General features: G+C 63.5%; 4 protein-coding genes. 3 read left to right on the forward strand and 1 reads right to left on the reverse strand.

The window, feature by feature from the left end; translation table 11 throughout:
• Window positions 1-528: 528 nt before the first annotated feature.
• Window positions 529-765: a hypothetical protein gene (locus AC5ZG5_RS45660; protein WP_245287231.1), complete on the forward strand. Its 237-nt coding sequence runs from the start codon at window positions 529-531 to the stop codon at window positions 763-765.
• Between the two features lie 310 nt (window positions 766-1075).
• Here the strand turns inward: AC5ZG5_RS45660 and AC5ZG5_RS45665 are convergent, their stop codons facing one another.
• A complete protein-coding gene (locus AC5ZG5_RS45665; RefSeq protein WP_456647176.1) occupies window positions 1076-2011 on the reverse strand; it encodes a LysR substrate-binding domain-containing protein in 936 nt (311 codons plus the stop codon).
• A 174-nt stretch (window positions 2012-2185) separates the two neighbouring features.
• On the opposite strand from AC5ZG5_RS45665, the gene AC5ZG5_RS45670 reads away from it, so the two are divergent.
• Both AC5ZG5_RS45670 and AC5ZG5_RS45675 read left to right on the forward strand, forming a co-directional pair.
• Window positions 2186-3412, forward strand: a complete 1227-nt coding sequence (locus AC5ZG5_RS45670; RefSeq protein ID WP_456647175.1) for an MFS transporter — start codon at window positions 2186-2188, stop codon at window positions 3410-3412.
• 105 nt (window positions 3413-3517) lie between these two features.
• Window positions 3518-4279, forward strand: a complete 762-nt coding sequence (locus AC5ZG5_RS45675; RefSeq protein ID WP_456647174.1) for an SDR family oxidoreductase — start codon at window positions 3518-3520, stop codon at window positions 4277-4279.
• Window positions 4280-4509 lie beyond the last annotated feature (230 nt).

Genomic DNA, 4509 nt, shown 5'->3' on the forward strand with positions numbered 1-4509 from the left:
GCAGGACGCCCTGTTACGCTATCGTCTGGACACCGCTGCCAGCCGGTTCCCTACCGCGCGAGCGGTTTAGTCCCTTGTCCCGGACCGGACACGTCGAGCAGCGTAAAGGCCGAACGCAGCATCCTCGGCCGGTTGCCGGAGTTGGGCAATTGGCCGTCACCGGATTCTGACATTGTTAATGGGCGCAGGCTCTCGTTTTTTGAGACGATTGGGTCAACGTTGCCGGATCAACCCAACATCTGGTCCCGGTGACGACCATGAACGGCCCTCATTATCCGATGATCCATCGCGAGAACGCCGCCGCACTTGACCGCGTCATTCGACAGGCCAAGCGAACTGTCTCAGCCCCCATCAGGGTTCTCCAGACTTGCCCCCGCCCCGACACTTTCCTCGGGCGACAGCACCACGAATTCATCCCGCTGCCTGATCAGGTGATGGTAGAGTCAGGACATCACTGGCAGTGAGCGATACGGGCGCTGGTGGCTGAGAGACGGTTGCGCTCCCGCCTGCACAGGACGGGAGCGAGCTATGTCAGACCTTCTTCAATCAGAAGTTCGCGCGATGCAGCTTCGTCACTTGGAGGAAGCCGAGCGGCACGTTGCCGAGGCCGAACGACACATTGCTGAGCAAGAGCAACGGATTGTAAACCTCGCCCGCCTCGGCCACGATCTAGCGGAAGCTAAGATACTTCTGGAGAACTTTAATGCATGTCAGGTGCTGCACATCCAGCACCGTGATCGAATTCGCACAGAGCTAGAGCGGTAGGTCACCCGAATCGGCTGCCTCCGAGGTCGCCTTATGGCCTATAGTCGAAACCCGGATGGAAGATCGCCGCCTCAGCTCACGGGGAGAGGCCGGACACCGCTCAGCGTGGCATTCAATGACCCATCGTCACCGGAAGCTGACATTTGCATTGGCAAGGGCCCCTTGACCGACGTTGAAGCATGTCCGGCTCGGGTCCGGGATTTGCAACAACCGAAATCCAGACTAGCAGCAACGATCGATAAAAGCGTTGAACAATAGCCGCTGCGGAACGTTCGAGGGTTTTGCGAGCCCAGGCGGCATGGTCAGTTCGTCATGCGGCCGTTGCGTTTCCGCCGGATTGCTGCCCTTCTTGCTCCAGCCAATCGCAAAACGCCGCTGTCTGTGAGCCACTTTCGGTGCCCGTGGGCAAGTAGGCGAAGTAGCTCCTCGCCGGAAGGCTGACATCGGGAAACGGCGCGATCAGGCGGCCGGCCGCGACGTCGTCGCCGATCAGGGCGGTCGGTCCCATCGCCACGCCCAAACCATCGATCGCCGCCTGAATGGTCAGAAAGAAATGATCGAGTGTCAGCGTCGCCGCCGGGGTGACGCGAGGCTGTCCGGCTTGCACCAGCCAATCGTGCCATAGCCGCGGCATCGACGTGACGTTCAGCAACGTGTGCTGCGCGAGATCGGAAACGTCCTCCAGCGGCAGCTTCGCGACGAGTGCGGGGCTGCAGACCGGCAATCGGCGCTCCGAAAGAAACAGCCGGGACGTAAAGCCATGAAACGAATCCGGGCCGCCGCGGATGACCACGTCGAACGTCTCGGCAAGCGCGTCGATCGGGTCGTTTGACGTGGTGAGGCGGACCTCGATGTCGGGTCGCTCGTTGCGAAAACGGCTCAGCCGAGGAAGAAGCCAGCGCATGCTGAACGTCGCCAGCGCGTTGACGCGCAGCACGGCGGCTGGCACTTCGCCGCGTGTCGCGTGATGGCGCCGGACAGCGGACGAAATGCGGTCGAGCGCCGGGCCGATCTCCTCGAGCAGCGCTGTGCCGGCGGGTGTGAGCGTGACCCGCCGCGTCGATCGCCAGAACAGCGCGGGCGCTCCCAGCCGATCCTCAAGGAGGCGCACCTGCTGACTGATTGCGCCATGTGTCACGCCCAATTCGATCGCCGCTTCCTTGAAGCTGCCAAGGCGAGCTGCCGCCTCGAAAGCGCGGACGGCGTTGAGCGGTGGCAAGGTCCTGCGCTGGACGGGAATACTCATTGGATAGAAATCCTAACTCATAGCTCGATTATTACTGATTTGTGACGGTCGCCTCAATAGTCCAGATTGGATCGGTCGCGAGAATCAGCGCACCGGCGGGTCCGAAAGGGATCGCGGTGTAGATTTTCTATCATCGCAAGAGTTCTCCTTCACCCCGGAAGCGGAGGAATCGACATGAACGACGCAGCGATGGCGGCTGCGAGCCGTCCGCGCGAAACCGCATCAAGTTCGTCGGCCCCGGCGAAATCGCGCAGCCTGCTGGCCGCGTCCCTCACCCACGCGCTTCATGACGGCTATACCGACGGTCTCTATGCCTTCCTGCCGGTCTGGCAGGCGCAGTTCGGCCTGTCCTATGCGGCGCTCGCCGTCGTGCGCGCACTGTATTTCGGGACGATGGGGGGCATGCAGATCCCGGCCGACCGCGTTCTTCGCGGCTTGTCGCCGCGCGCGGCGCTAGTCCTGTCCACCGTCGCTGCGGCGGGGGGCTTGCTGATCATGGCGCTGCCGTTCGGCTTCGCGGGTCTTTGCGTCGGCCTCGTCGTAGCCGGCATCGGATCGAGCATCCAGCATCCACGTGGTTCGATGCTCGTCACCGACAGTTATGGCACGGCGGCGCGACGTCCGCTCGGCATCTACAACTTTTCCGGCGATCTCGGAAAAGCCGTGTTGCCGGCGCTCATCGCGGTGCTGCTGCCGACCTTCGCCTGGCAATCGGTGCTGGGCTTGATGGCGATGCTTGGAGCCGTCCTGGTGGTCGCGCTGGTCCTGTTGGCACCGGCGGCTTCGGTCACGAGGAATGTCACGGGAGAGGTGACGTCCGGCCGCGGCCGCCGCGGCTTTGGCATCCTCACGACGATCGGCGCGCTCGATACGGCGACCCGCATGGGATATCTGCTGTTTCTGCCCTTCCTCATCCATGGACAGGGCGGGGGCTTGCCGGCCGTTGGAGTCGCGCTTGCCCTGCTGTTCATCGGTGGCGCGTTCGGCAAGGCGACATTCGCTTGGCTCGGCGAGCGGCTGGGTGTTGTCGGTAGCGTCATGGTGAGCGAGGCTGTAACAGCCCTGCTCATCGTGGCGACGCTGTTCACGCCACTGACGCCAACGCTCATCCTGCTGCCGTTGCTCGGCATCGTGCTGAACGGCACCTCGTCGGTGCTCTATGGCACCGTGCCGGAGCTTTCCGACGGCGATACGGGGCGGGCTTTCGCGGTCTTCTATACGAGCGTCATCGGCGCAGGAGGTCTCGCGCCGATCCTCTACGGCGCGATTGCCGATCACAGCAGTCGGATGATCGGCGTGCTGGCCTCGGCGGCGACTGCCGCCCTGGTCGTCCCACTCGTGCTGGCCCTGCGGCCCCACCTGCGCAGCTCCGCCGCAGGACCGCGCGAGAAGTTCGTTTGATGCCGATGCCGGACGGGCGGCGGAACGACCAATGCCGCCGCGCCGTGCCTATCGGCCGGTCACAGTCCTGGATCATCATCCCATCACCACATGGAGGTTCGCTCAATGGATACCATCTCGCAGGCGCCGCTCATTCTGATAACGGGTGGAAGTCGTGGCGTCGGCGCGGCAACGGCGCGGCTTGCTGCCGCACAGGGCTACGATGTCGCGATCAGCTTCGTCTCCAACGAAGCTGCCGCCCTTGCAGTGGCGGCTGATGTGGAAGCCGCGGGGCAGCGGGCGTTGCCCGTGCGCGCGGATAGTGCGGATCCGGAGCAGGTGGCGCAGCTCTTCGCGGCGATCGACCGGGAGTTCGGCCGGATCGATGTACTGGTGAACAACGCTGCTGTCCTTGCGCGGCAGTCCCGGCTTGAGGACCTTGGTTTCGAGCGGATGCAGCGGATCTTCGCCGTCAACGCGATTGGTCCCATTCTCTGCGCACAGCAGGCTGCCAGGCGGATGTCCTATCGTTACAACGGGCGGGGCGGCTCCGTGATCAACGTCTCGTCCGCGTCGGCCCGGCTCGGCAGTCCGGGCGAATATGTCGACTACGCCGCATCGAAGGGTGCGCTGGAGACATTCACGACCGGTTTCGCCAAAGAGGTCGCGCGCGACGGAATTCGCGTCAACTGCATTCGCCCCGGACACATCTACACCGAAATGCATGCGAGCGGCGGAGAGCCGGGGCGGGTAGATCGCGTTAAGGACTCGATCCCGATGGGACGAGGCGGGCAGCCTGAAGAGGTGGCGCGCGCGATCCTGTGGTTAGCCGGCGCCGAGGCCTCGTTCATCACCGGCACGTTCCTCGATGTCACTGGCGGCAAGTGAGCAACAGGATTTGGCGCCGGGATCTTTCCTCGACATACCATCAAGTCGCAAAACCATGCGACTTGGAAGTCGCGCCTTTCGAGACGACTTGCTCGCGCATGCAGCAGACATGAACAATGAATTGCCGCCCTGGGGAAGATCCATGTCAGCTTCTGTGAAGGGTTTCGGATGCCGGCCGCATGAGGGAGGTCGCCGCGTGCTCGGCGGCCGGCGTCCGAAAGCCTGCAAGG

The organism is Bradyrhizobium sp. Ses1 (assembly GCF_059512365.1).